The organism is Psychrobacillus psychrodurans (assembly GCF_050209195.1).
In the GTDB taxonomy this organism is placed as follows: Bacteria; Bacillota; Bacilli; order Bacillales_A; family Planococcaceae; genus Psychrobacillus; species Psychrobacillus psychrodurans.
This window is the reverse complement of sequence record NZ_CP189791.1, coordinates 1,154,801-1,180,905: the sequence shown is the minus strand read 5'-3', so window position 1 is coordinate 1,180,905 and position 26,105 is coordinate 1,154,801. Positions and strand designations below refer to the sequence as shown.

The 26,105-nt window shown below is 34.0% G+C and carries 24 protein-coding genes; 6 read left to right on the top strand and 18 right to left on the bottom strand.

Translation table 11 applies throughout. From position 1 onward, the window contains the following. Nucleotides 1-16: 16 nt before the first annotated feature. From ACQCPR_RS05435 to ACQCPR_RS05400, 8 genes are all read right to left on the bottom strand, one after another. A complete protein-coding gene (locus ACQCPR_RS05435) occupies nucleotides 17-1,369 on the bottom strand; it encodes a TrkH family potassium uptake protein (protein WP_427138436.1) in 1,353 nt (450 codons plus the stop codon). A 98-nt stretch (nucleotides 1,370-1,467) separates the two neighbouring features. Next, nucleotides 1,468-2,238 carry a TerC family protein gene (locus ACQCPR_RS05430; protein WP_269921438.1) on the bottom strand — a complete coding sequence of 257 codons (771 nt, stop codon included), beginning with the start codon at nucleotides 2,236-2,238 and terminating at the stop codon, nucleotides 1,468-1,470. 222 nt (nucleotides 2,239-2,460) lie between these two features. Next, the gene (locus ACQCPR_RS05425; RefSeq protein WP_427138435.1) at nucleotides 2,461-3,549 is read right to left on the bottom strand and encodes an SDR family oxidoreductase; all 1,089 of its coding nucleotides are present in this window, start codon (nucleotides 3,547-3,549) and stop codon (nucleotides 2,461-2,463) included. 73 nt (nucleotides 3,550-3,622) lie between these two features. Further along, complete coding sequence (locus ACQCPR_RS05420) at nucleotides 3,623-6,682, bottom strand: efflux RND transporter permease subunit (protein ID WP_427138434.1); 3,060 nt, start codon at nucleotides 6,680-6,682, stop codon at nucleotides 3,623-3,625. 807 nt (nucleotides 6,683-7,489) lie between these two features. After that, nucleotides 7,490-9,064, bottom strand: a complete 1,575-nt coding sequence (locus ACQCPR_RS05415) for a peptide chain release factor 3 (protein ID WP_090563121.1) — start codon at nucleotides 9,062-9,064, stop codon at nucleotides 7,490-7,492. Between the two features lie 186 nt (nucleotides 9,065-9,250). Beyond that, nucleotides 9,251-10,300, bottom strand: a complete 1,050-nt coding sequence (locus ACQCPR_RS05410) for a M42 family metallopeptidase (RefSeq protein WP_427138433.1) — start codon at nucleotides 10,298-10,300, stop codon at nucleotides 9,251-9,253. Between the two features lie 43 nt (nucleotides 10,301-10,343). Then, nucleotides 10,344-12,524 (bottom strand): sensor domain-containing protein, encoded by a 2,181-nt coding sequence (locus ACQCPR_RS05405; protein WP_427138432.1) that lies wholly within the window; start codon nucleotides 12,522-12,524, stop codon nucleotides 10,344-10,346. A gap of 243 nt (nucleotides 12,525-12,767) precedes the next feature. Then, complete coding sequence (locus ACQCPR_RS05400) at nucleotides 12,768-14,156, bottom strand: aldehyde dehydrogenase (RefSeq protein ID WP_427138431.1); 1,389 nt, start codon at nucleotides 14,154-14,156, stop codon at nucleotides 12,768-12,770. Nucleotides 14,157-14,438: 282 nt separating this feature from the next. On the opposite strand from ACQCPR_RS05400, the gene ACQCPR_RS05395 reads away from it, so the two are divergent. Continuing rightward, on the top strand, nucleotides 14,439-14,582 hold the full coding sequence (locus tag ACQCPR_RS05395; protein ID WP_427138430.1) for a hypothetical protein: 144 nt from the start codon (nucleotides 14,439-14,441) through the stop codon (nucleotides 14,580-14,582). A gap of 58 nt (nucleotides 14,583-14,640) precedes the next feature. Here ACQCPR_RS05395 and ACQCPR_RS05390 read toward each other — a convergent pair whose 3' ends face one another. Further along, nucleotides 14,641-15,483: a DNA-3-methyladenine glycosylase family protein gene (locus ACQCPR_RS05390; protein WP_427138429.1), complete on the bottom strand. Its 843-nt coding sequence runs from the start codon at nucleotides 15,481-15,483 to the stop codon at nucleotides 14,641-14,643. 49 nt (nucleotides 15,484-15,532) lie between these two features. Between ACQCPR_RS05390 and ACQCPR_RS05385 the strand changes: the two genes are divergently transcribed. Beyond that, the gene (locus tag ACQCPR_RS05385) at nucleotides 15,533-16,264 is read left to right on the top strand and encodes a thermonuclease family protein (protein ID WP_427138428.1); all 732 of its coding nucleotides are present in this window, start codon (nucleotides 15,533-15,535) and stop codon (nucleotides 16,262-16,264) included. A gap of 38 nt (nucleotides 16,265-16,302) precedes the next feature. Here the strand turns inward: ACQCPR_RS05385 and ACQCPR_RS05380 are convergent, their stop codons facing one another. Further along, the gene (locus ACQCPR_RS05380) at nucleotides 16,303-16,887 is read right to left on the bottom strand and encodes a phosphatidylglycerophosphatase A family protein (RefSeq protein ID WP_090563132.1); all 585 of its coding nucleotides are present in this window, start codon (nucleotides 16,885-16,887) and stop codon (nucleotides 16,303-16,305) included. A gap of 102 nt (nucleotides 16,888-16,989) precedes the next feature. Here ACQCPR_RS05380 and ACQCPR_RS05375 point away from each other — a divergent pair, with 102 nt between their 5' ends. The 3 genes from ACQCPR_RS05375 to ACQCPR_RS05365 are packed head-to-tail and all read left to right on the top strand — an operon-like array spanning nucleotide 16,990 to nucleotide 18,718. After that, nucleotides 16,990-17,712 (top strand): alpha/beta hydrolase, encoded by a 723-nt coding sequence (locus ACQCPR_RS05375; protein ID WP_427138427.1) that lies wholly within the window; start codon nucleotides 16,990-16,992, stop codon nucleotides 17,710-17,712. 58 nt (nucleotides 17,713-17,770) lie between these two features. Next, nucleotides 17,771-18,286: a YjcG family protein gene (locus ACQCPR_RS05370; RefSeq protein WP_427138426.1), complete on the top strand. Its 516-nt coding sequence runs from the start codon at nucleotides 17,771-17,773 to the stop codon at nucleotides 18,284-18,286. Between the two features lie 3 nt (nucleotides 18,287-18,289). Continuing rightward, the gene (locus tag ACQCPR_RS05365; RefSeq protein ID WP_427138425.1) at nucleotides 18,290-18,718 is read left to right on the top strand and encodes a GNAT family N-acetyltransferase; all 429 of its coding nucleotides are present in this window, start codon (nucleotides 18,290-18,292) and stop codon (nucleotides 18,716-18,718) included. Between the two features lie 524 nt (nucleotides 18,719-19,242). On the opposite strand, the gene ACQCPR_RS05360 is transcribed toward ACQCPR_RS05365, so the two are convergent. The 4 genes from ACQCPR_RS05360 to ACQCPR_RS05345 form a co-directional block, all read right to left on the bottom strand. Further along, nucleotides 19,243-20,598, bottom strand: coding sequence for an arsenic transporter (locus ACQCPR_RS05360; protein WP_427138424.1), 1,356 nt, complete (start codon nucleotides 20,596-20,598; stop codon nucleotides 19,243-19,245). A 241-nt stretch (nucleotides 20,599-20,839) separates the two neighbouring features. Continuing rightward, nucleotides 20,840-21,514, bottom strand: a complete 675-nt coding sequence (locus ACQCPR_RS05355; protein ID WP_427138423.1) for a DUF6897 domain-containing protein — start codon at nucleotides 21,512-21,514, stop codon at nucleotides 20,840-20,842. A gap of 39 nt (nucleotides 21,515-21,553) precedes the next feature. Continuing rightward, nucleotides 21,554-23,320, bottom strand: coding sequence for a hypothetical protein (locus ACQCPR_RS05350; protein WP_427138422.1), 1,767 nt, complete (start codon nucleotides 23,318-23,320; stop codon nucleotides 21,554-21,556). An 88-nt stretch (nucleotides 23,321-23,408) separates the two neighbouring features. Then, the gene (locus ACQCPR_RS05345) at nucleotides 23,409-23,906 is read right to left on the bottom strand and encodes a hypothetical protein (protein ID WP_427138421.1); all 498 of its coding nucleotides are present in this window, start codon (nucleotides 23,904-23,906) and stop codon (nucleotides 23,409-23,411) included. Nucleotides 23,907-24,089: 183 nt separating this feature from the next. Here ACQCPR_RS05345 and ACQCPR_RS05340 point away from each other — a divergent pair, with 183 nt between their 5' ends. Then, entirely contained in the window at nucleotides 24,090-24,527 is a 438-nt protein-coding gene (locus ACQCPR_RS05340; protein ID WP_427138420.1) for a hypothetical protein, read from the top strand. Between the two features lie 341 nt (nucleotides 24,528-24,868). Here the strand turns inward: ACQCPR_RS05340 and ACQCPR_RS05335 are convergent, their stop codons facing one another. The 4 genes from ACQCPR_RS05335 to spoVAE form a co-directional block, all read right to left on the bottom strand. Beyond that, on the bottom strand, nucleotides 24,869-25,174 hold the full coding sequence (locus ACQCPR_RS05335) for a hypothetical protein (protein ID WP_090563150.1): 306 nt from the start codon (nucleotides 25,172-25,174) through the stop codon (nucleotides 24,869-24,871). A gap of 80 nt (nucleotides 25,175-25,254) precedes the next feature. After that, nucleotides 25,255-25,500 carry a stage VI sporulation protein F gene (locus ACQCPR_RS05330; RefSeq protein WP_090563152.1) on the bottom strand — a complete coding sequence of 82 codons (246 nt, stop codon included), beginning with the start codon at nucleotides 25,498-25,500 and terminating at the stop codon, nucleotides 25,255-25,257. A 30-nt stretch (nucleotides 25,501-25,530) separates the two neighbouring features. Next, a complete protein-coding gene (locus tag ACQCPR_RS05325; protein ID WP_090563154.1) occupies nucleotides 25,531-25,671 on the bottom strand; it encodes a YjcZ family sporulation protein in 141 nt (46 codons plus the stop codon). A 67-nt stretch (nucleotides 25,672-25,738) separates the two neighbouring features. Beyond that, the gene (spoVAE, locus tag ACQCPR_RS05320; RefSeq protein ID WP_090563156.1) at nucleotides 25,739-26,104 is read right to left on the bottom strand and encodes a stage V sporulation protein AE; all 366 of its coding nucleotides are present in this window, start codon (nucleotides 26,102-26,104) and stop codon (nucleotides 25,739-25,741) included. Nucleotide 26,105: the final 1 nt, after the last annotated feature.

The following is a 26,105-nucleotide window of genomic DNA, read 5'->3' as shown; positions in this document are numbered from 1 at the left end:
TCAACGGTTTATTGAATTACCCAATAATTACGCGTTCTTTTGGATAATGATATTTTGTTTTGTTATGCTTTCCTCCTAGTGTAAACAAGAAAGAAATTAAACCTACTCTTCCTATAAACATCAGAACCATTATAGTTATTTTCCCTATATTCGACAGATCCTCCGTAATACCAAGACTCATACCGCATGTTCCAAAAGCAGATGTTATTTCAAATATTAAAGAGGAAATTGGTACATCAGGCTCCGTAACGGAAAGTAACAATGTAGCAGTGAAAACCATGACTAAAGCCAGAATAATAACAGCATATGATCGATAGACATCTATTAAGTGTACTTCTCGATTAAATACTTGAATATTATCTTTTCCTCTTGAAAAATGGATTAGAAAAAGAAGCGCAATAGCAAAAGTTGTAGTACGAATTCCACCCCCGACTGAACTTGGTGAAGCTCCTATAAACATTAAAACACTCATTAAAAAATTGGTACCTTCACTAAATAGTGTAACATCCATAGTCGTCAAACCGGCTGAACGTGTAGATACTGAATGGAAAAATGCAGTAAAAAACTTCTCATGCCATGGCATATCCTTAAAGGAATTAAAAAGTTCTAATAAAAATATCATAACTGCTCCAAAAATCAGAAGCGCTCCATATGTGATGGTCGTTAGCTTTGTAAATAAAGAAAAACGAAAGTTCTTGTTTTTGTTCGATAAAAATTCTTTTACTTCAATTAAAACAGGAAAACCTATTGCTCCAAATACGATCAATATACTTGTTATCGTTTGCACAAAATAGTCATTATGGTATGCAAATAATGATTGCCCAGTAATGTCAAATCCTGCATTAGTTGTTGCGGACACAGATGTGAAAATTCCATGCATCGCTGCTTGTTTTAACGTATCAAAATACTGTGTAAAATATAAAGTTAATAATATCGCACCGATAATTTGAATAAGTAGAAGGATTTTAACTATCTCTTTAATCAGATGAACAACACCTGATAAATTGGATTGATTATGATCAACCATTATTAATTGTCTTTCACGTAGTCCAATCTTCTTACCTGCAATCAACCAAATAAATGTTCCTAATGACATAATCCCAATTCCGCCAAGTTGTAGAATAAGAATAAGCATAAAGTAGCCAAACACACTGTATGTATCCAAAATACTAACAGCAGTTAAACCAGTAACGGAAACAGCGCTTACTGCAGTGAACAAACTATCGATAAACGCTACTTCAACCCCTGGTTTATGTACACCTGGTAAACGTAGAAGAATAACAGAAATAGCAATTGCAATGAAATAATAAGTGACAATTACTTGAGCTGGTGTAAATTTTAATTTCTTTTTTATTTGTGGTTGCTTCATAATTTTATTTCCTTTCGGCATTCCAAGTAATCATTATCTCATTGTAAAAAAAAAAAGCGTAAAAAGATAGTTAAAACTAACTTTTTACACTCCCTAATTTAATTAGCTTCTTTTTTCTGTTTCGCAACACCTAATAGGTAACCGCCAATTGCTATCCCAAGTAATATAATCCAAAATGTTATCTTCCAAGGAGTAGAGTGAGGGAAATGCTCATCTAAAACTCCAACATTCGGATGTGCTAATGTCATAACCGCAAGTTTAACCCCAACCCATCCTACTATTAAGAATGCCGCTGTTTCTAATGTAGGCATTTTTTCCAGTAACTGAACGAATTTATGTGCTGCAAATCGCATAATTATCAAACCGATAACTCCACCAATGAACATTACTGCAAACTGCCCACCATTTATACCACCGATTTCAAATTCTCCCCAATGTGGTAATGTTACCGCGATTGCAACTGCAGCTAACATAGAATCTATTGCAAATGCTATATCTGCCAGCTCTACTTTTAATACAGTCATCCAGAATCCAGAGCCTTTTTTAGGTTCCATACCTTCCACGTCTAAATGTGGTCCTGGAGTTTTCCGCTGATCATAAATATGTTTGATCGAAATAAATAATAAATATGCTGCTCCTATTGCTTGAACTTGCCAAATATTCACTAAGAAAGTGATCATAAATAACGCTAAAAATCTAAATACAAACGCACCTAATAATCCATAAAATAACGCTTTTTTCTGTTGATCTTTTGGTAAATGTTTCACCATTACCGCCATTACTACCGCATTGTCAGCAGCTAGTAACCCTTCTAAACCAACTAATACTAATATTACCCATCCGTACTCTAACAATAATGACGCGTCCATCAAAGTCCTCCTTTTTGCATATAAAAAGACCCCTGCCTTTAAAAAAGGCAAAGGTCTTGCTAAGCAAAATTAATAAAATTGCTATCATAACCGGTGGCAAAAACCACGTAATGACGACTATGAAATAGGTTTCCCTATAGCTACTCCCCTTTGACGTTAGTCAAGAGTCTATTTAATTATGTTATTAATTATAACATATTCCAAACATTTGTAAACTAATAATTACTTTAATGGAATATGATATGTTGAATCGTCTTTATGGGCATTATAAAATGTAATCATAGCTGGGATAGATAGTATAAAATCTGGACATGTTATTTTCCCTTTTTCTAAAATGGATTCCGCATTTGTCGTGTCAAATGTTGCGTTCCAAGTTAAATAATCTAACGTTTCTTTTTCTACCTGTAAAAATTTTCGCACTGGAAATAGGGCAACGAAGGATCTTGCTATTAATAATGGTAGTCTTCCTCTTGGATACTTTCCAGTGATTTCTTTTACAAATGCTTTATAAACCACTTCTGCTGGATATGGTCTGGGATCGGTCAAATGTATGGTTTGTCCTAATGCTTCTTCACTAAATGAACAATAGATGGATGCCTTTGTAATATAATCACTAGGTACAACATTAATATATGCGCTTGATTTACCTAAGTATGGTAGGAAAGGAAGCTTCTTCAAGTTTGAAATCATGTTAACAAAGAAATACGGACCATCAAACTTAATTGTTTCTCCGGTTTCTGAGTGTCCCCTTACAATACCTGGTCGAATAATTGTAACAGGTATTATTTCCTTTAACTTCTCAACAAGTAATTCTGCCTCATATTTTGTTTCCTCATAATAATTTTTAAAACCCTCTGGTCTAATTAATTCCGTTTCTAATAATTTCCCTTCTCGCAAACCTGCTATATATGCTGTACTAAAATAGATATATCGCTTTAATTTGGAGAATTGTGTTACTAATTTATTAAACATTTCTGTACCATGAACATTCACTTTCCATGCAATTTCTTTCGGTACAGCTAAATCATAAATAGCGGCAAGATGCCAAACATATTCAACTTCTTTTCTTAACTCTTTAAGAATATCTTGATATATCCCCGCATTAGGAACTGTAATATCTCCCTCTACTATTTCTATAAAGGAAGTATTTAATTGACCTTGATAAATTTCCTCAATCATACTTTCCGCTACTCCCTTTTGAGAAGGAAGAACTAGGACGTAAATCTTCGTATAAACCTTTTGCTTGTGTAATTCTTTTATAATACTTTTTGCTAAAAAACCTGGAAATCCAGTTATTAATGCTTTCGCCATACGATACACCCCTTTTCTCATTATACGTAAAAAGAGCCTTCAAATGAAGACTCTCCCTCTTTTTTTCTGAATATTAGGATACTTTATTATTTCTAGTTTCTTTATCAAAAAAACTATAAATAACTGGAACTACGTATAGAGTAAGAAAAGTAGAACTTATTAATCCTCCAATAACAGTAACCGCCATAGGTTGATTAATCTCAGTACCTTCCCCAATTCCTAAAGCTAAAGGTACGAGTCCTAATATTGTCGTCAACGCAGTCATCAATATCGGTCGGACACGATCGCGGACAGATGTAATAATTGCCTCGTATGAAGACATTCCATCTATTTTGCGTTGATTTATATAATCGACTAATACGATACCATTATTTACAACAATTCCAACCAATATTAAAATTCCAATTATGGCTGAAATACTGATTGGTAAATTAGTAGTAAAGAGTCCTATAAAGATACCTATGACTACAAGGGGTACAGTAAACATAATGACAAAAGGGTATTTGTATGATTCAAACTGTGCTGCCATAACTATAAATACTAATACCACTGCAAGTAATACTGACAGTATCATATCATTCTTGGAGTTATCCAATAATTCTCGATCACCGCCATAAGATACTGCAATATCCTCTGACAATTTCTGATCTTGTATAATCTCATCAACTAAATCTGACATTTCACCTAGCGAATACATGGACTCATATTTTACTGAAAATGATACCGCACTAGCTTGGTCAACACTTCGAATTGCGACAGGTCCTTCTGCTATTTCTACATTTGCCACATCCTGTAGGGCAATATACTGGCCCGATGGAGTTCGTAACTGCAATTGCTTTAATTGTTCCAAGTTACTTCGATATAACTCATCATATTTCACATAAACACCTAATACTTGGTCATTTTCATCAATAATTTGAGAAGTTAATACCCCTCTTGTAATATTATTAACGGTCTGCGCAATTTGAGCTGGTGCTATTCCATACTCCGTAGCCTTGTCTCGAATGACATTAATCTGGATTTCTTCCATTTTTGTGCTTAAATCATTTGTAACTTCTACAACTCCCTCTAGGTTTTCCAAATCTTGTTGTAATTTGTTTACTGCTGTGTCCAACGTGGTCTTATTATTAGATGAAACAGTAAATGACACTACATTTGGAGAAGATCCAGAAGCAGTCTGCACATTGAAATTAATTTCTGCGGTATCTCCTACAGCTTTTACCACCTTTGGCTGTACTTCGTCTACAAAGGTAAAAACGGAACGGTTTCTATCCTCTAATGCTTTTAATTTCACTGAAATTTCAGCTGTATTGGAGCTTGAACTTCCTCTAGACTGCCCTTCTTGACTGCCACCGACAAAACTCACATAAACCTCTATATCCTTCTCTTTTTGTAGGACATCTTCCACTTTATTTACAACATTATCTGTTGCTTTAAAAGAAGAGCCCTTTTCAAGAGTTGCTGAAATAGTTACAAATCCTTCATCAGTTGCTGGCAAAAACTCTGTTCCAACTCGGAATAAACCGATTCCTGAAACAACTAAAAGAATAACAGTGATCATTAATATCATTGCACGATGACCTAAAGTCCATTTAATCGAACGCTCAAAATTATTATATGCTTTTGACCTTCTTCTTTTAGCTTCAAGGTTTCCTTTAGGCTTTTTCAGTAATTTACTTGCCATCATTGGAATAACAGTAAGAGCTACTACCAATGACGCAAACAAACTAAATGAAATCGTAAGTGCAAATTCAGTAAATATTTGTCCAATTAAACCGGATAAAAACAGAACAGGCACAAAAACAGCTATAGTTGTTATAGTAGAGGCAGTAATAGCACCTGCTACCTCCTTTGTGCCAATACTGGCGGCTTCTTTTGGTGTCTTTCCTAATCCTAAATGCCGCTCGATATTTTCAATAACTACAATGGAGTTATCTACAAGCATCCCAATACCAAGCGCGAGTGCACCTAACGTCATAATATTAAGTGAAAACCCAGCAAAATACATAAGAACAAAGGTTACAATTACTGAATATGGAATTGCTACACCTACAATAATCGGACTTCTAATGCCTTTTAGGAATAAAAACAAGATAATCATTGCCAATATTCCACCCGTTATTAGGGTGGTTCCAATATTACTAATAGCAATTTTCACATAATCCCCTTGATCAAAAAGTATATTTGCTTTTACATCCTGAAACTCATTTTTTTCCAGTTGCTTTTCTAATGCTTCTTGAAAAGCTGTAGAGACATTAGCTGTATTAGCACTAGATTCTTGGAAAACAGATAGTAAAACAGCAGGTTCATCATTTGCTCTAGTTTCGGAAAATTGATCTTGTTTTGTTAATTCGACAGCAGCTACGTCAGCAATCGTGACACTCGATCCATCCAATGGGTTAACTGTTACTACCAAACTTTGTATATCCTCGACAGATGTTAACGTACTAATTATTCTAGTAGTCAATGATTTATTCTCGTCTGTTTCAATGGGGTTACCTGGAAGTGAAATATTATTAGCTTGAATGACTTGTACAATATCCGTTTGTGTAAGTCCTTTGCTTTTTAATTTCTCTTGGTCCAATAAAATCTGCACTTCTTCAATCAAAGAACCAGATACATTAACACTAGCAACTCCTTCAGTTCTTAACAATTCTTTCTCTAATTGCTCCGCTATAAGCTGAATATCTGTTTTAGAATCCTTCGTATTCAATGACAGTTGGATGACTGGAAATTGTGCAGGATCAAACTTCAAGAATCTTGGTTTATCTGCACCTTCAGGAAGAGGTGTAATATCAATACGTTGCATGACATCTAGCTGAATTGCATCCATATCCGTAGACCAATCGAATTCTAATAGGATGAAATTAGCTCCTTCTTGGGATGTACTATTAACAGATTCAATACCTGGTAAAGTGCTAAGTGAAGATTCTAAAGGCTTCGTAATTTTCTCGTCTACCTCAACAGGACTTGCCCCTTGATAATTCGTGACAACTACTGCGATTGGTGGATTTAAATCTGGTATTAAGGTAACAGGTATTTTAAAAAATGAAACCCCACCCAGAATAATGATTAAGAACATAATAACAGTTGTAAATACGGGTCTTTTTATGGAAAAGTCACTAATTTTCATTTTCAGGGGCCCACCTTCTTATTTGCTCTTTCTATCATATGCTCTACTCAAGAAGAGTTCAAATTTTTATCAAGTTTAAAGATAAGTCTAGATGATTTGACATAATCTATATATTTTGTAATATTCTGCTCAGATATGCGCAATTCAACTTTCCTATTAGATAAATATTCCATTTCACAAGTAAATCAACATCGAGAGCAAGTAATGCAACATTACCCATAGCGCAAGTATAGTCAAAATTATCGCAAGTAATGGTATCGAAGATGGAGATATCTCCATCTAAATAGTCTCTATACGGATGTAGGCTTGCCGCACACTACGCATAAGCCTTCAGACATGATCGCTATTGCTCCTGCGTAAAGCTCGTCACAGCAAAAGCGGCCCGCTAATACAACCTTTTGAAGTCCCCTTCTTCGCACTCATGCGGCTTGTAAGGCGCACATCCTAAAGATTCCTACAGCTAAGGAAATCACTATTAAATAAATTGTTTTCCTGTAAATATGCTTTTCAAAATCATCATTTTTGTAATAAGCGTTCTGCTAAATTTTCTTATAATAATCTTCTCACATTTGATTGAAGTGGAAGGTGGCGACTCCAGCGGGAATAGCGTGGTCAGGTGAGACCCCGCAAGGAGCGCAGCGACCGAGGAGGCTCACGACCCGCCCACGGAAAGCGTCCACCTGAAACGTAAATCATATTATTGCTACAACTTGAACTGTTCAATATGAAAAACTAGAACAAGTATGTATGCTCTTCAAATACCATAAGAATTAGAAAGAGGTCACCTTATAGGCAACCTCTTGGATATTAGAGTAAATTATAAAGTTTAATATGCTCGTATTTATCTTGGAACCAACGAGTGGCAAACTCATTTTCAAATAAGAAGACATAATTGTCATAACGATCTCTTACAAGCATTGAACGCGGACCTGTCATAGATTCCTTAACATCTTCCTCGTTCTCAATCCATCGTGCTACCTTCGAGCCGATTGGTTCCATTCGGACCTCCACATTATATTCGCTGCTCATACGATGCTCAAACACTTCAAATTGAAGTTGTCCCACAGCACCTAAAATAACTTCCTCTGTGTGAAGTGTTTTATAGTACTGGATGGCCCCTTCCTGCACAAGTTGTAAAATCCCTTTGTGGAAATGCTTAGACTTCAGTACGTTTTTAGCAGTTACTTTAACAAATAGCTCCGGTGTAAATTGAGGTAGTTTTTCGTAAGTAAAAGCTTTTTTGCCACCAACAACCGTGTCTCCTATTTGATAATTCCCCACATCGTAAAGTCCGATAATATCACCTGCAACCGCCGTTTCAACTGTTTCACGATCATCAGCTAAAAATTGAGTCGATTGTGTCACTTTGAAGGTTTTTCCTGTCCGAGCCAAAGTAACGGTCATACCGCGTTCAAATTTACCAGATACAATTCGTACAAAAGCAATTCGGTCGCGATGCGCTGGATTCATATTTGCTTGGATTTTGAAGATAAAACCAGAGAAATCCTCGTTTAACGGATTTACTTCTTCTTCATGTTCTGTCATGCGTGGCTGAGGAGTCGGTGCAAACTGTAAATAAGTCTCTAAAAATGTTTGAACCCCAAAATTAGTTAATGCACTGCCAAAAAATACTGGTGTTAAGTCACCAGCTAATATTTTTTTCTCATCAAAATCATTACCGGCTTCATTTAGTAGCATAATATCTTCCAAAGCCTGAGTGTAGTATGAAGTCTCTTTCATCGAATGATCAACTGCAAGCTCTCCCTCATCATCTAAAGGAAGGAATCTCTCAGATTCTTCTGTACGGAATTGCTCAATTCGCCCGTTATAACGATCGTAGATGCCTAAAAACTCTTTCCCCATACCAATTGGCCAGTTCATTGCATAAGATTGAATGCCAAGAACTTCCTCTAGCTCTTCCATTAGTTCAAGTGGTTCTTTACCCTGACGATCAAGTTTGTTTATAAAAGTAAAGATTGGAATTCCTCTCATACGACAAACTTTAAATAGTTTTAACGTTTGTGCTTCAATACCTTTTGCAGCATCAACAATCATAACTGCGCTATCAACTGCCATTAGTGTACGATACGTATCCTCACTGAAGTCCTGATGACCAGGTGTATCTAATATATTTATACGACAATTATTATAGTCAAATTGCATAACAGATGATGTAACCGAAATTCCACGTTGCTTTTCGATTTCCATCCAGTCAGATGTTGCAAATTTCCCAGTTTTTTTCCCTTTTACAGTTCCTGCATCACGAATTGCTCCGCCAAAGTATAGTAGCTTTTCTGTAATAGTTGTTTTACCAGCATCTGGATGGGAAATAATTGCAAAAGTTCTTCTTTTCAATATTTCATCTTGTAATTTTATATCCATTCTGTTATATCTCCTTCTTATTCACTTACTAATCATATGGATTTAGGGAGCAAAAAACAAGTAAAAAAAAGCGCAAGCGCCTATTTTAGACTCGAAAATCGTTCATATGCCTTTAACCTGCATAAAACGACTCAAGCAACCTTAGACGCTGGAGCTAGATTAAAAAGAATTGGTATTACCCGATTCTTAAGAAATTTGTGTGTTTACATAACTGTATAAAAGTTTAGCTGTATTTTCTAATGAATCAATATGTGTACGTTCATATGCGTGAGAGGCCTCTATACCAGGACCTAATAATGCGTGCTTCACGTCATACCCAGCTCTAATAGCAGCCGATGCATCTGACCCATAATAAGGATAAATGTCTAATTTATAATCAATATTTTCTTTTTTAGCCAACTCTACTAATTGACGGGTGAATTCATAATGGTATGGTCCTGAAGAATCTTTTGCACAAATAGATACTGTAAACTCATCCGACAATTGTCCATCTCCAATAGCACCCATATCAACAGCCAAATATTCTACTGTTTCTTCCGGTACATTAGAATTACCCCCATAACCAATCTCTTCATTATTCGAAATATAGAAATGTGTTGTATGCGGTAAAGTCACGTTTGTATCTTGAATTGTTTTGATTAATTGAAGTAGTAATGCTGTGCTTGCTTTGTCGTCTAGATGACGAGATTTAATAAAACCTGCCTCAGTTTCTTCAAATCGAGGGTCGAATGAAACAAAGTCACCCACCTCTACACCTAACTTGCGTGTATCTTCTGCAGTTAATACTTTTTCATCAATACGGACTTCGATATTTTGTTCATCACGAGGTAAACTACTAGCGTTTTTATATACATGTACAGTAGTTTGATGCATTAAAATAGTACCTCGAACCTTTTTACCATTTGCTGTATGAATAGTACAATATTCACCTTCAACAGCATTCCAATTAAAGCCACCAACCATAGTAAGCTTTAATCTACCGCTACCTTTAACTTCTTTTACCATAGCACCTAATGTATCTGTATGCGCAGTTAGAAGTCGATGCTTGGTTTCATCTTTTCCTTTTATGGTAGCGATTAACGCACCTTTATTTGTACGTATATAATCCACTTGGAGTTGATTTAATATATTCTCCATAAAGTCCATAATCTCTTTAGTAAAACCAGACGGACTTGGAATTTCTACCAGCTGCTTTAATAATGAAACCGTATCTTTTACATGAAATGTAAATGTCATTTATTTATCCTCCTTCAATTCCTTACTAGTATCTTACCAAAAATTATATACTTTTTAATACAAAACTTGGTACTTCATGTGCTTCTATTGGTTTTGAATAATAATATCCTTGTATAGTATGACAGTCATGATCCTTTAAAAACTCCACGACTTCTATGGTTTCTACTCCCTCTGCAACTACCTCAATTCCCAAACTATGACCTATTCTAATTATGGAGGATACAATTACTTCATCTTTGCCTAGGAATACTCGATCCATGAGACTACGGTCAATTTTTAAAGTATGAATCGGCAGCTCACTTAAGTATCGGAAATTAGAGAAACCTGAACCAAAATCATCCATTGCTAGCTTAATTCCAAGTATCTCTAATTCTTTCAGTAGCTTCACAAGTCTATCCATATTTTTCATCAAAATGTTTTCTGTCATTTCTATTTCCAAATACTTCGGAGGTAATCCTGTTTTCTCTAAAATTGCATGCAGGTTTGATAGAAAATCATATTGCTCTAGCTCTACAGGACTTATATTAACGGAAATAGTTTGAAAGGGAACCCCTTGTTTAATCCACAAAACACCTTGTTTACATGCTTCTTCTAAAACGTATTTTCCAATTGAAATAATGAGACCTGTTTCTTCTGCGAAAGGTATAAAATCATTTGGAGGTATAATTTCTTTGCCTTTTTTATTCCAACGGATCAAGGCTTCATAGCCATCAACAGTTTCCCTTTTCAAATTGACTTTAGGCTGATAGACAAGGTAAAACTCATGATTATCTAACCCTGATCTGATGTCACTTTCTAAACCTACCTTGTTAACATAGCCTTCCATATGTTTTAGATCGAATAGCACCGCATTACGTTTACCATACTCTTTGGAAATATTTAATGCTAAGTCGGCTGCTCGATGTATTTCCTTATAATTGGAACCGTGTAGTGGAAAACAAGCGATACCAATAGAACACGATATATGTATTTCCATACCTTCTATACAAAATGGTTCTTCAATCTTATGGATTACTTTTTTTGCATCTTCTAGCGTTTTAGTATCTTGTTGCTTTTTCCCTATCAGCACAACAAATTCATCGCCACCAATACGATATATCTCTCCTACATTTCTGTAGAATTTCATTAATCTTTCAGCAACTAACTTTAATAACGAGTCACCGGTAACATGACCTAAGGAATCATTAATGTTCTTAAATCGGTCTAAGTCAATATACACAAAACTAAATGGAAAGTGATTGTTGATCTTTTGTATAATATCTCTTTCTAAGGCAGCTGTGTTATAAGTATTTGTCAAATGGTCTCGGTAAGCAAGCTCAGAGAGTTTGGTTCTTGCGGATTCGAGTTCTGTTATATCATTGCCAATTCCAATCGCGCCACTTATTATTCCATTTTGTTCAATAGGGGAGATTGTAATATGTACACATCTATTACCTAACCATTCCTTATAGGAGACTTCCTCACCATTATTTACTTTTTCAAGATAAAATAATAATCGGTCTGTCATCTCTTCTGAAAAATATGTATTTAAACGATGGATTGGAGTTATTATTTTTTTCTTAATAGAATCACTGTTAGGTTGAATAGTTTGAAGTCCTTTATTTACTAGATAGTCTGAAGCCACTTTCCCAGTTAATAATGAAAAACCATAGTTATTATCACTATCTTTTTCCACTTTGAACACTAAATTGTTAATGTGGTGCACTACTGTTTCAAAAGATGATAATAGTCTTGACTGTAATAACATTTCCTTCTCTTTTTCGAGTGTAATATCAGTACGGATACTTAGAAAATAAGTTTCACTACCATATGTTTCAACAGGTATAATATAAGTTTTTACCCAATACAATTCACCGTTCTTGCGTCTATTGCATATTTCCCCCGTCCAAGTGTTCCCTTTTAGAATAGTAGACCACATTTCTTTAAAGAAAGGTTCAGGATGAGTTTTCGAATTTATTATTCTATGTGTGTTTCCTATTAATTCTTCTTTTGAATACCCCGTAATATCGCTAAAGCGATCATTCACGAATAATATTTGTCCTGACTTATTTGTTACAGCAATAATCATTGTTTCATTTACTGCATAATCCATAAGTTCCATCTTAAAAAAGGCATCTTCTAGCTTTTCTTGAAGTGCTATATCGCTCGCCAATGACTCATTGAAAATTGCATTTTTAAATTTATATAATAATTCATCGGTGTTCGTATTAAATACAGACTTCATCTTGCTTCCCCCGCCTAAATATGATTAATTAGTATCAATATTACATACAATATTAGTAAAATAGTCTCTATTTGTCAATGTAGTTATAATATTTAAATATGTATAATTTAAGTCCTTTTATTAAGAGTTAATCAGTTTTTAAGGCATTCCTAAAGCTTTTGAACGTTTAGATTCATATTTTGTTAGTATTATATAAAAACCATCATAACTCATAGAATTATGATGGCTAAGTCTGCATTTATATTACTTTAGTAACCCTCTAACTAGCTTCACTTTATTTTTGTACGGTGGGAAAACAATATTGATTGGTAAGGTAGTGTTTTTCTTCACTATGGATTTTTGATGGGTAAATAGAGTAAAACTTGCTTCTCCATGATAAGATTGAACGCCTGAGTTTCCTACTCCACCAAATGGAAGATGGGCACTACCAGCATGTGTGATTGTGTCATTTATACATCCTCCACCAAATGGAAGCTCTTGAAGAAAGAATGCCTGTGCTCTTTCGTTTTCGCTAAACATGTAAGCCGCCAATGGTTTAGGTAATTGACGTATTCGATGAATTACTGTCCGCAAATCATTGTAACCAATTATCGGTAACAATGGTCCAAATAATTCATCAGCCATAGAGGGACTATTAAAATCAACCCCATTTAACAACGTGGGTTCAATAAATAAATCATCTCGGTCCGTCTTACCTCCAAAAATAATATGATCACTTTCCGCTTCTAAAATCTGCATAAGTCGATCAAAATGATTACCATTCACTATTCTTCCGAGGTCAGGACTTTGTTGCAAATCTTTTCCATAAAACTGAGTTATAGCTTTCTTCATTTGTTCGATAAACTTATCTTTTACATCCTCTTCGACTAATACATAATCGGGTGCTATGCATGTTTGGCCCGCATTAACGAATTTTCCCCAGACAATACGTTTAGCTGCAATAGCTAAGTTTGCTGTATGATCAACTATTGCTGGACTTTTTCCACCTAGTTCTAAAGCAATTGGAGTCAATCTTTCAGCAGCTGCTTTCATCACTATCTTTCCTACCTGGACGCTTCCAGTAAAGAAAATAAAATCAAAAGGAGCATGAATTAACAAAGAAGTTTCTTCCTTTTCACCCTCTACAACACGAATATATCTTGGATCGAATGCTTCCGAAATAATTTTTTTCACTATTTTAGATGTATGTGGTGTAGCTTCAGATGGTTTAATAATAGCGCAATTACCTCCAACAATAGCTCCTATTAGTGGTTCCATAATAAGTTGAAATGGATAATTGAATGGTGCAATGATCAAAACAGTACCATAGGGATCATTTACGATAAAACTTTTAGAAGGCATTAAAGCAACTGGAGTTTTTACATACTTTGGTTCCATCCACCGCTCAATGTTTTTAACCATATAAGAAATATTGTCATAAACTAATCCGATTTCTGTAACATATGATTCAAATTCACTTTTTCTTAAGTCTTTGTATAATGCGTCTATAACTTCTTCTTCATACTTTTTAATCGTATTCTTGAGTATTTCCAACTGTTCTATTCGAAATGCAACTGGTCTAGTTATTCCAGCATAAAAATATGATTGATGCTCACCTAACATATGATTTAGTTGTTGTTCTGTGAATTTCATTAATATTCACTCCTTTTAATCTTTTTCTTATGGGAATCATACTATTTATTTCTAATAGAAGAAAGAACAAACATTTATTTTGAAATACATGAAGAGTGTCTTTCGTGGAATACTATTTTCATGAAGTCTTTTATAACTTATTCGACTGCAACTATAAGTCTATAAGATTTCAGAATACCCATGCTAAATGATTCATTATTCAAATAATCGGTTTATGAATGAAACTTGGCAGGGTATAGAATTAATATATAAAAACAAACAATTTAAAGGGAGGAAATAAAAATGACAGAAACAGAAACTTGGTGGGAGCCCATTTTCACTGGAGCTTTTGCATTAGGACTTAATAAAGAACGTATAAATGAAATTGAAGAAGAATCATTTTTATATTTTAAAGAAGAACTGGATGAAATGGAGACAACTAATTGAATAAATTCTATAGGATTTCAGCTTTTCCCTTCATATGATAAAAGGAAAAGCTGATTTTTCATTCTATATTTCTCCAAAGATATAAGGCAGCATAGCTATTATAAGGTGACCAAGAATCTAAGTGAGGTGCTATTTCACTTTTCATAGGCTTTCTGTCTAAATTCCATAGTTGCTTAAGTGAATTTTGGAGCCCTACATCTGCTAAAGGAAATAAATTCTCTCTTCCTAGACCAAATAACAAAAAACTTTCCGCAGTCCAAGGACCAATTCCTCTGTATTTTATCAGTTCTGAGAGGATGAAATCGTCTGATTGAGATACAAGTGCTTCTAGGTTCAAATTACCCTCAGCAATGGCTTTAGATATCCCAATCACATACTCAGCCTTTCTTGTACTAAATTGCATTTCGCGTAACGTCGAAACCTCAAGATTGGCAATAATCTCAGGAGCTGGATACAACCAGATACCCTCTTTACTACTACCAAATGTATGTACAAATCGCTCTGTCAATGTTTTTGCAAAAGAAAGATTTAGTTGTTGATGAATTATACTTTTAATAATATTCCCATACAACGAAAAGTCAGTAATAATTGGAGTGCCCTCAAATTTTAAAAATAACGAATGTAAATTCGTTCCTAAAAAGTGCTCGTGAATACGCTCTAGACTTCTATTGAAATGAAATATGGACAGGACCCGTTCATATTGTTCATCTGTCTCTAAACCGTTTATCATAAATTTTGGTTCATGCAATGTTCCGATACTTTGAATTGTTATTATTGTTTCATCTATCGGGATTTTGACTGTTTGTTTGGAGAGATCAACGCAGTTTAATGGATCTAAAGCTAGTCTACTTAATACATCCTCCATACTATATTTGAATGCTAATTCCAAGGTTTGTGTCATAAGTTTAACCCCTTTCCGATTAGATGATAAACTGCTATGGGTGATATCAATGAAAAAGTCTATTTTATGTATAGGACTTCTTTTTGGCTCACTGTATGGCTATGATGAAAATTCCACTAATGGAGTCAACCAAACTATAGGGAGTACTGAACAAATTCCAGTAGAAGTTGTTGAGGTTATTGACGGTGATACTATTAAAGTTAAGTATAATGGAAACACAGAAAAAGTACGATACTTGTTAATAGACACTCCAGAAACAAACCATGACCCATTAAAAAAACAACCATTTGGTGAAGAAGCAACACAACGGAACAAGAAATTATTAAGTAGTGGAGATGTGACAATTGAGTTTGATGTAGGAAATCGAATAGACGACTACGGCAGATTGCTTGCGTATATTTATGTTGATGGTGAAAGCATTCAAGAAAAGTTACTAGAAGAGGGGCTAGCACGTGTGGCTTACATTTTCTCGCCGAACACTAAGTATTTAAATAATTTCGAGGAAGCTTCCGAAATAACTAAAGAAAAAAATACTGGAATATGGGAGAGAAAAGATTACGTGACTGATCGAGGTTTCGATGCTTCTGTAATCACTAGTAACACCACTGAGCAAGAAATTGAAACATCTAGAAAATGTAACATCAAGGGTAATATTAATCGACAAGGCAAAAAAATTTATCATATACCTAGCGGTAAATATTATGTAAAAACAAATCCTGAAGAATGGTTCTGTACCGAGCAGGAAGCTATAAAAGCCGGGTTTAAAAAGTCTGGGGAGTAAAAAACAAACTGTGCAGCCTCTTAAGAGGCTGCACAGTTTTAGGTTCTAGCACCTTTTACTTTAGCTTCTGGTACTGTTTCTTCTGGTGGAATATCTGCAAAAGTTTCATTTTCCTCTTCTAAATCTCTTGTACGATGTGCTAATCGTGAAGCTGCACTTGAAGCTATGCTTGCTACTAAGTCATCTAGAAATGTGTGAACAGCTCCGCCAATTTTTGTATCTAATTTTGAAATAAGTCCAATTTTATTTTTATCTAAATGACCAAACGTAGTTACTGCAATACTTCCGTAAGTAAATACTGCTCCAAGCGCAATTGTTTCGTCTACCCCAAACAAACCTTCATCCGCTTCAACTATTTGTTGCAATGGTGCAGATAACATCTTTTTCTCTGCTAACTCGTCAAGTTCAATACCAACTAATATAGCATGTTGCATTTCTCTTTTTTTCAGCACGCTTTTTACGGATTCTACACAATGCTCCATAGTAAGCCCTTTGTTGTATGGAAACTGCATTTCGTATACAATTTTTGCAATTTCTTCAATTGTAACTCCACGTCTTTTTAACGCGTCTTTTGTAGCCTGCTCCACTTCACGTGAATGAACTCTAGACGTCTGTCTATCCATTTTATTATCCCCTTTGTTGTTTCATCATTTCGTTTATTATACCTCTTTGCTAGTATATGATACAATTTCTGTACTACAACATGAATGACTTAGGAGGAACTTATGAATAAGGGTACTATACAAGATATTACACTTTTTAGCGAGTCTTTACAGGAAGAAATGCAACTACTTATTTATTTGCCAGCAAACTTTTCACCCCTTTATAAATATTCTGTTCTCATCGCGTCCGATGGAAAAGACTATTTTCAGTTAGGTAGAATTTCTCGAATTGCAGATGAATTATATGAAGAAGAGGCAATTGAGAACTTAATCATTGTTGGAGTGCCTTATAAAAACGTAAAAGATCGTAGGGACAAATATCATCCAGACGGTTCTCAGCATGCCGCATATATACGATTTTTAGCACAAGAATTAGTCCCTTATATAGATGAAAAATATCCTACTTATCAGGTTGGTATGGGAAGATCACTTATTGGAGACTCCTTAGCTGCGACTGTTTCGCTTATGACAGCTTTAGCCTATCCAAATACGTTTGGGAAAGTAATAATGCACTCCCCATTAGTAAATGAAGAAGTTCTAGATAAAGTGAAAAAACACGAGGACGTTCATGCATTTTCTCTTTACCATGTGATTGGAACCGAAGAAAAAGCGGTGAAAACAGGTGACGGTTTATTGACGGATTTCATCACTCCAAATAGAGAGTTACACAATTTAATAAAAAATAAAGGATTTTTGACCTTTTATGACGAATTAAGAGGAGACCATACCTGGAAGCTATGGCAACCAGATATTAAAAGATCACTGTTGCAAAATTTTAGCCTATAGAAAAATATTTGTTATAATAGTAATGTGTTTTATGTAAAAATTCGAGGAGGTAATGAAAATGAAATACGGGATTGTTGCTTTTCCATCTAAAAAGGTACAGGACTTCGCCAACTCCTATAGAAAGCGTTATGACCCTCACTATGCTCTAATCACTCCACATATGACAGTTAAAGGAGTATTTGAAGCAGACGAAAATGAGATAAAGTCAATTGCTGAAAAGGTTTCAGAAGTTGTAAAAAGTCATAAACCATTTACATTAAAAACAGAGAAGGTTAGTTCATTTGCCCCTGTTACCAATGCAATATACTTTAATGTGCAGCCAACAGCTGAACTAGTTAAACTTCATAATGATTTAAATGCAATTCAATATAATGATGAGGAGAGTTATTCGTTTGTTCCTCATATTACAATTGCTCAAAAATTGAGTGCAAGTGAACATGATGATATTCTTCCTCAGTTAAAAATGATTGGGGCGGAATTTGAAGAAGAAATTGACCGTCTTCATCTTTTATACCAACTAGAAGATGGATCATGGACAGTTTACGAAACATTTAGATTATCTGGAGCTGAGTAAGTATTGGTGTACGCAAAGAAAGTTGAAACTGAAAAAGAATATGAAGATGCAGTTAAAATTAGAAGAAAAGTTTTCGTAGAGGAACAGGATGTCCCACTTCACCTTGAACTCGATGAATATGATGCGGATGCTGTGCATTTTGTAGCATACGATGGTGACATCCCTTTTGGTGCAGGTCGAATAAGAGAAATTGAGCCAGGCATAGGAAAAGTCGAACGCGTCTGTATTCTTCCTAATTATCGTGGTAGAAAGTTAGGAAATCTAATGATGCAATGCATGGAGGACTACTCTATTACCGCCGAAATTACCAAGTTAAAACTAAATGCGCAAAGTCAGGCTATTCTTTTTTATGAAAAAAGAAATTATACAATTACTTCACCTGAATTTTTAGAGGCTGGCATTCCTCACCGAGCTATGGAGAAACTAATTTAATGTAGTGATTTTTCGGAGGGTTGTGACTAACGTCATACCCTCTTTTTGATTTTGATAAGAAGAAAAAATGAAGTAAACCAAAATGAAAAGAAATGCTTTTACTATTTATGCTCAATATCGACGTTGCGCACATTTTTGTAATAGTAATTTTTCGTTATGATTTTATTCAATATGATGTATTTTAGTGTCATTCCTTACTTTAAATTCATATATATACTAAGAACGAATGTAATACGAATACTTGTCAAGCTGTTTTAAAACTCTTGAAACTGCTGTACTTGGACTTAACTGACGTTTATTATACTGATCTATTATTAGCTGAAGAATGCATTAAACTATATACGTATCCACATTAAATTAATCTTAACAATCCAATATTTTTAATCTTCTAGTTGGGGATAAGATTTTTTATGCTGGATTCTTTTTGTTTTAATGAAGAATAATTAAAGTTAAAAAAGCAGGAATTTCGGTATTGAAAAATTCCTGCTAGCTCATAGCTTCTTTATTATTAATATTTATTATAGTTAATTAAAAACGAATTGTACCCAAAAATACAAAAGGGTTAGCGTTACAATTGTTGATATCGGAATAACTTTTATCGTAATACTTAAATAATCTTTCCATGTAATTTTAATTTTATTCTTTCTTAAAATATCCATCCAGATAAGGGATGCGAGTGTTCCAATTGGTAACAACAGTGAACCCATGTCACTTCCAATAATATTAGCAAGATAGATTGTTTTTAATGTGATTGGGTCTAAGCCCATCTCTGTTAATGTTATCGTCCCTATCATCAATGCAGGATGATTGTTAAAAAGGTTAGAGAGTACAGACACTAATCCCCCCATAATTAAACTTGCTTGAAATAACCCTTGCTGAACTATCGGTTCACACCATTGAACTAATAATGCAGTTAGTCCTACGTTGTGAAGACCAAAAATAATTACATACATAGAAAATGCAAAAATTAATATATGCCATGGCGTCTTTTTCAAAATATCTATCGGATTAGATTTTAAATAGTACCCTCTCCAAATTAGAAGAATGAGCGAACTAATTACTGCTACAATTTCAATGGGAATGTTTACATAAGATGCTACAAATAGCATCCCTCGTACAACTAATACAAAGAATAGGATCTTCAACATAAACTTAGTACGCTTTTGTTTTGTTTCTAAGGAAATACTTGCTTTCAAAGGATGGAAGCTTTTAGAGAAAAAGGATTCTTCAATATTAATGAGAGAGTTTGGTAGGGTTACTGGCAGCTTTTCCTTCACTAGAATAAACATTAAATATGACATAAATAATAATCCTAAAGTTGCAGGGACAAACATCATTAAAGTATGCATCCATAAAGACATATTCACAATCTCTAAAGCTATTAGGTTAACTAGATTACTTACTCCTATAGGTGCGCTGGAGGCAGTAGCAATTAATGCTCCACTGATTAAATAGGGGATTTGTTGAGGAGTCTTTAGTCTCATGTTCTTAAGTAGTAGTATTAAAATGGGAGTAGTTATTAAAATACTACCGTCGTTATTAAACAGTAGTGTCATCCCAAAGCATAATAACTGTATATACCAATATAATCGATAACCCGAACCTTTTGATAAACTTACAATTCGAGTAGCTACCCAGTTGAAAAAACCGAAGCTTTCTAATATGACAGCCATAACAACTGTCGATATTATAGTAATGGCGGCCCCTCCAATTTTGTTGATTATATCTAAAGCATCTTCTAGTGACACAATTCCAACTAATAATATAATCACGGCACCAATTGTAGCTGGCCAAGCTTCATTTACTTCTCTAGGTCTTATAAAAATGACCAACATAGTAGATAGGAACACCAAAATGGCGATTCCAATTTGCAAACTCATACATATACCATTTCCTCTCCTTGTTAAGATTGTCCGCTTCCTTGTATGTATATTCCCTTTCCACTTAGAGAAACGAGTAGTATGTCCATATTCTTAAAAATATTCTATCTAATTCACTACTCTCATTAATAAATAAACAAAATCTATTTAGTCCCAACTTCAAGAAGCATGAAACATTTCATGCTTCTAATTTAGTTTTTTTTTTTACCCTTTATAATGAAAGATTTAGTTATTATCTTCCTTATACTTCGTGGATAGTTTTTATATGATCAATATTTAGATAATCCTTAGTTGCTCTTGCTTTTTCTAACTCAATAACTTGTTCTTCTACATTTTTAATTTTTCCTATATGACTCTTACTTCCACCAATATTGAACACTATCATCTTATCTATAAACTGTTCTATTCTAGTTTTAAAGGTATTGACATGAGTTCCATTAGCTGAAAGTTTGGAGTAGTTGTTGTTTAACCCATAAGGGGCTTCATTTGTAGTATAAGGAATTAGCCACTTTAAGTGATTTATAGATATATACATAGTTTTATAGACGGGTGAATAAAACTCAAAATAGTCTTTCATTATCCGAATAATACAACCATGTAGTGGCTGATCATCTGTTAAATAAATTTCTGAGTTCTTCCCTTCGGCTTGTTTTAGCGTTACTTCTAAGGATAAATTCGCGTTATTTTCTCCAGATTTTATACTATACGACTCCGTAGTTAGAACCGTATCAAATTCATTTTTCTGAATAACACAAAAGCATTGGATATGATTAATAGGAATATATATATAATCTGTTCCGTTAAAAATAACCAATAAGTCTGTTCCCACATCGATGAGAGTACCCTTTAGTATCTTTTTTCCTGAAACCTCAATTTGAACAAATTTCTTGATCAGACTTTGAATAGTTTTATTCAAGGTCACAACTCCTTTTAGCATTTATACGTCCAAAAAATACTAGTTCCTTAATTTCCGGTACATTTTTGTTGCATGGCTCAATAATGATATATACTGTTTTTCCAATGCAGTTGTGTCTGATTTGGAATCATAAAATGGATAACCACTTACCACTTCACTCCGTCTAATTTTTTCTGGACCATATACTCTGTCTTCTGCTCTTGGGTGAAAATAGAATTTGTTATCTTCTTGTTTAGAATTTATTCCATTTGAAATTTGTACTGCAACGTAATTCATTAAAGCAAAGTATTGCTGCTCCAGCATTTCATTTACCTCTTCTTTACTCAGCACATTTACATTTAATACTGTTTTTTTTTTTTCTGATGTCTCCGATTCTTTATCTAGGACATTCAGTTTGTCCTGGCGATCCGTATTGTTTATCTGATTTGAAAGTGATGGTTGTTTATTTAGCCCCGTATCACGGTTAATAATCATAGTATTTTCTATAGGTGTTTCAAGTTTCTTTTTCGAATAAGTTTTCTTTGGTAGTGCAACTGTGGATTGATCGTTGTTCATAGTACTCCAAGCTGTTAGAAGTACATCTTTCCTCTTCAATTTCAAAGGATTTTGGGGAAGATTTAATTGTTCGTCGGAAAACACATTTTTTTGTTCTTCTATTATTAAATCTTCTAATTGAGGAGAAATCGAATTTTCTTCTAATGTATCGGTATTTATCGATTCAGTTACTTCCTGAGGGATATCTATTGTTGCTGCTTCTTGGTCACTTACTAATACATTGACTTCCGCTACCCCTAAATCAAAGCCTATACTTTCTAGTGTCTCTTCTAATTGAGAAGATGCGTTTCCTTCCATTGGATACGTATTAATATGTTCAGTAACTTCCTTTGGATTATCTAACGACGCCACTTCCACGTCATTAACAAATATATTGGCAGACGCTTCTACTAGATCCAAAGTTATGCTTTCCAGCGTCTCTTCCATTTGAGGAGAAAACGCATTTTCCTCGAACATATCGGTATTCATCGATTTCGTTACTTCTGTATGAACACCAGCATCTATTGTGGATAATTTCTCTTCTTTAACTAAAATATTTGGAGCCGCTGCCTCTAGATTCAAGCTTTTACTTTTTAGCGACTCTTCCAATTGAGAAGAAATTGCATTTTCTTCTATTGCATACGTATTTTTAGGTTCCATTACTTCCATTTGAATACCACAATGTATTGTGGCTAACTTCTCTTCAGTAACTAAAATATTGGCATCCGCTGCTGCTTGATCTAAGTTTCTACATTCTAATTCTTTCAATTGAGTAGATTCTTTGCTAGTACCCATTCTATATAATTTTTGGATATTAAGCTGTTCCCTTTTGTTTAAAAAATAATAGTCACTTTTAGATATATTGCAAGAAATATCCGTAACATGTGAAATAGGTATATAAAGTAACTCTTTGTTATTGATTAGAATAATATAATCCTCGAAAATACTGCTTAATACACCAACAAGAGTAGGATTACTAAATTTATTTATAGTAACCCAGTGGTATCTTAATGCAATTAGCACATCTATCAAATCATTTCTAACTAAATGTGGACTGGATTCCTTTGCTATGCGTAAATCTTTAGTGCTCTTAGAAAGTGCTTGTATTTGGTGAATTTCGATATAAACAATACTTCTTTCCACTTCCAAAACAATATGATTATTTTGAATATCTAATAAGATACCTTCAACAAATTGATTTTTTGTTAGAAACAACCCTATATTCCTGTTTTCATTTGAATATAATACATTTTCGAATTTTTTTCTCTGCATTTGGAGGTCCCCTCCCTTTTAGAATATTCGCCGCTTTTAAATATAAAAAGCGACGAATGTACCCTCTATTATTAATAAACTTTATTTTTTATTCTTCTTGATCTTTTGAATCGCTTATATTATCTTCTTTGTCATTTTTACCTTTATCTTCTTTAGTTTTTTCAAGCTTTACTCCATAACTGATATTACGAATATGAAATAAAGCAACTCGAATTATTTCTTCGTTCGCCACAATGGTTACAAAATCATCTGTAACTACGTCCATAACCCCTTCTAACGTTTCAGGTCCACCACGGTTAATTTTTACCCACTGTAGTGTTAAACAATCCAAAACACCTTTAAAATCATCTGCTTGTATATACTCAAAATCCTTAGGTATATCCAGATTGAATTCTACCTTGTTCTTTGAATTATAAGTCAAGCTTTTAATATGCTGAGTATTATAATAAATAATGCCATCGTTTTCTGTTAGTAAAGTAAAGTGATCATCCGCTGTTGACAAAAGTTTACCAACCCGCGATTCCGGACCTCCTCTATCTACTTTAATTACTTTATCTACTAGAGACTGTATCATTTTTTTATTCACCTTTATAACCTCCTTTTTTAGTATCCTAGTATCTATATGTATCCTGGGATAATAGTGTATTGGTTAAATGCCCATCTACCGATAATTATACAAGCACTAAAATAGATTAGTTCCCGAACAAAACTGTACTATTCCACATACTCTGTAATAGTGACATTAAATTATAGAAAGTAGTGATTCATTTTGAAAGAACATAAAAAGAAAATAATGCCTCATCATAAATCCGAAGATACATCAAAAGAACATACTGATAGTGATGTAAGCGAGTCAGAAGAACAAAACGAAGGTTCTAAGAATAGAAAAGAAAAAGACCAGAAAAAAGAAGATAAGGATAAAAAAAGTTCTAAGGATATAGAAAAAAAAGAAGATAGTAATACAGAAAGTAAAGAAAAAAAGGACAAAAAGGACTCTAAGGATTCAGAGAAAAAAGATGTTAGTAATACAGACGAAAAAGGAAAAAAGGAAAGAAAAGAAAAGGACTCCAATGATTCTGAAAGTAATGAGGAAGATCGTAATGATAAAAAGAAAAAACATGATAAATCAGAATCCAATGAGTTAAATGAAAAAGATTCTGAACATAAGAAAGACTCGAAAGAAAAGAAAAAAGGACATAAAAAATAGTAAACTTTTTCTATTTTGAATGCACTTCGGACAAATGATTGAGATAATTTTTCTTCTCAACATTAGAGGTTAATGATTTTCCTCACATGATGTGTAGTAGTAAAGATTAACTTCACTCAAATGTTTGATAAATTAACATCCAGATGAAACATTGCAATAATAAATAAGATATATACAAAGTTTTACACAGTAAAAAAGGTCTAGCTAATGTCCATCATGGATATAGCTGGACCTTTATTTAATGCTCTAGTATATCACCATCTTTTAGGGACAAAAATGGCGGGAGAAAGAAAAATCGCTTATCGGAATAGAGCCGATAAGCGATTTTCTGATACTATGAACTAAACATATAAGTTAACACTGTTTCCTTTGCCACTTATTTCAGCAATTATAGGAGATAGGTTTACTGGATTCGGATGAATAAAGCCTTTAAATAAAGGTTGGATTGATGGTCTTTCTAGTTCCGATAACTGCTGTTCCTCTTCTTCTTCAAGAAGTTGTTCTTGCTTTTCTAAATGATCCTCAAAATCTGATTTAAATTTTACGTTTTGTACATCATCTATATAAGCAAAATTATAATCATTTGATATCATACGATTTGCATAAACCTGTGATTGAATCGGTTGCATTGGAAGAATGTATCCCATTAACTCCACCTCCACTTTATTGTCTTTACTTACTATTACCCCATCCTCTTCTTATATAAACCTAATAAACTAAATATATTTTATAATAATTTTTCAATATCTTTTAAACTTAAAGAACTTCCACTTTGTATAATAGAACGAGTTAGCTCATCTTCTAATTGTTGAGAAACAGGCTTATTTGCTAGCTTGCCAACTTTACGGACAATTTTACGGACCTGTTTTTCATCTGTAAAATCAGCATATGAGATGGCATTAGCAAGCGTAAATAGTTCATCCATTGATACACCAGTTTTATTTTCAATTGATTTAAAAAATGAATTTTGCATAGTTTTTCCCCCTCACATCTTTATTTTTTATTAATAAGGGAGAAAGCTTCTACCAACAATGATTAATAATATAAATAATACTACGATTAGTACAAATGTAGAACTCTTGTTACCTCCGTTCTCATATCCTCCTTGATATCCTGGATAACCTCCGCCACAGTAACCATACATACTCTTTCCCTCCTCTCCTCTTCAACTTATAGTATGCAAGAGGAGATTGGAAAAAAGGGCGATTCAACTAGTACCTTGTTTTCCGTTTTTGAAAAATGAATGCACCAATTACGCCAAACAATATTGCAGCACTAATACCAGAGCTTGTGACTTCAAACATTCCAGTTAAAACACCAATTAAACCATGCTTCTCTGCTTCTGCTAATGCTCCGTGTGTCAATGAGTTACCAAAGGAAGTTATTGGAACAGTAGCTCCAGCCCCAGCAAAGTCAATCAACGGCTCATATAGACCAAAACCATCTAAAATAGAACCTAGCACAACTAATGTACTTAATGTATGTGCAGGTGTTAGTTTAAATACATCCATGAAAATTTGTCCAATGACACATATTAATCCGCCAACTACAAATGCGGTTACTAATGAAGAAATCATC

Coding starts and splice junctions, on each gene's coding strand:
- ACQCPR_RS05435 (WP_427138436.1), bottom strand. CDS start 1,369: ATGAAGCAACCACAAATAAAAAAGAAATTAAAATTTACACCAGCTCAA.
- ACQCPR_RS05430 (WP_269921438.1), bottom strand. CDS start 2,238: ATGGACGCGTCATTATTGTTAGAGTACGGATGGGTAATATTAGTATTA.
- ACQCPR_RS05425 (WP_427138435.1), bottom strand. CDS start 3,549: ATGGCGAAAGCATTAATAACTGGATTTCCAGGTTTTTTAGCAAAAAGT.
- ACQCPR_RS05420 (WP_427138434.1), bottom strand. CDS start 6,682: ATGAAAATTAGTGACTTTTCCATAAAAAGACCCGTATTTACAACTGTT.
- ACQCPR_RS05415 (WP_090563121.1), bottom strand. CDS start 9,064: ATGGATATAAAATTACAAGATGAAATATTGAAAAGAAGAACTTTTGCA.
- ACQCPR_RS05410 (WP_427138433.1), bottom strand. CDS start 10,300: ATGACATTTACATTTCATGTAAAAGATACGGTTTCATTATTAAAGCAG.
- ACQCPR_RS05405 (WP_427138432.1), bottom strand. CDS start 12,524: ATGAAGTCTGTATTTAATACGAACACCGATGAATTATTATATAAATTT.
- ACQCPR_RS05400 (WP_427138431.1), bottom strand. CDS start 14,156: ATGAAATTCACAGAACAACAACTAAATCATATGTTAGGTGAGCATCAA.
- ACQCPR_RS05395 (WP_427138430.1), top strand. CDS start 14,439: ATGACAGAAACAGAAACTTGGTGGGAGCCCATTTTCACTGGAGCTTTT.
- ACQCPR_RS05390 (WP_427138429.1), bottom strand. CDS start 15,483: ATGACACAAACCTTGGAATTAGCATTCAAATATAGTATGGAGGATGTA.
- ACQCPR_RS05385 (WP_427138428.1), top strand. CDS start 15,533: ATGAAAAAGTCTATTTTATGTATAGGACTTCTTTTTGGCTCACTGTAT.
- ACQCPR_RS05380 (WP_090563132.1), bottom strand. CDS start 16,887: ATGGATAGACAGACGTCTAGAGTTCATTCACGTGAAGTGGAGCAGGCT.
- ACQCPR_RS05375 (WP_427138427.1), top strand. CDS start 16,990: ATGAATAAGGGTACTATACAAGATATTACACTTTTTAGCGAGTCTTTA.
- ACQCPR_RS05370 (WP_427138426.1), top strand. CDS start 17,771: ATGAAATACGGGATTGTTGCTTTTCCATCTAAAAAGGTACAGGACTTC.
- ACQCPR_RS05360 (WP_427138424.1), bottom strand. CDS start 20,598: ATGAGTTTGCAAATTGGAATCGCCATTTTGGTGTTCCTATCTACTATG.
- ACQCPR_RS05350 (WP_427138422.1), bottom strand. CDS start 23,320: ATGCAGAGAAAAAAATTCGAAAATGTATTATATTCAAATGAAAACAGG.
- ACQCPR_RS05335 (WP_090563150.1), bottom strand. CDS start 25,174: ATGGGATACATTCTTCCAATGCAACCGATTCAATCACAGGTTTATGCA.
- ACQCPR_RS05330 (WP_090563152.1), bottom strand. CDS start 25,500: ATGCAAAATTCATTTTTTAAATCAATTGAAAATAAAACTGGTGTATCA.
- ACQCPR_RS05325 (WP_090563154.1), bottom strand. CDS start 25,671: ATGTATGGTTACTGTGGCGGAGGTTATCCAGGATATCAAGGAGGATAT.
- spoVAE (WP_090563156.1), bottom strand. CDS start 26,104: ATGATTTCTTCATTAGTAACCGCATTTGTAGTTGGCGGATTAATATGT.